The sequence below is a fragment of the Corallococcus carmarthensis genome (assembly GCF_003611695.1).
Lineage (GTDB): Bacteria > Myxococcota > Myxococcia > Myxococcales > Myxococcaceae > Corallococcus > Corallococcus carmarthensis.
On record NZ_RAWE01000514.1, the window covers coordinates 1 to 386 of the forward strand.

General features: G+C 77.2%; 1 protein-coding gene. It reads left to right on the forward strand.

The window, feature by feature from the left end; translation table 11 throughout:
- Positions 1–386, forward strand: a 386-nt coding sequence (locus D7X32_RS44745) for a thiamine phosphate synthase (RefSeq protein WP_208752801.1), incomplete at both ends; no start/stop codon positions are given.

A 386-nucleotide genomic window follows, 5' to 3' on the forward strand; every position in this document is an offset into this window, starting at 1 on the left:
CGCCCCGCCCCCCGCTTCCCCAAGGCCCCTACCTGTTGTGCGACGACAGCGTCCGCCCGGAACTGTCCCTGGTGGACAAGGCCGGGCGCCTGCTCGCGGGGGGCGCACGGGTGCTCCAACTGCGCATGAAGCACACCCCGCTCCGGGAGGCGCTGGCGGCGGCCCGGGCGGTGGTGGCCCTCTGCCGGCAGGCGGGCGCGGTGTGCCTCATCAACGACCGGGTGGACCTGGCGCTCCTGTCGGACGCGCACGGGGTGCACGTGGGGGACGAGGACCTGCCCCCGGACGCGGCGCGGGAGCTGTTGGGCCCGGGCCGGTACGTGGGCGTCACGGCGCGGGGGACGCAAGGGGCGAAGGCGGCCCTGGCGGCGGGGGCGGACTACGTG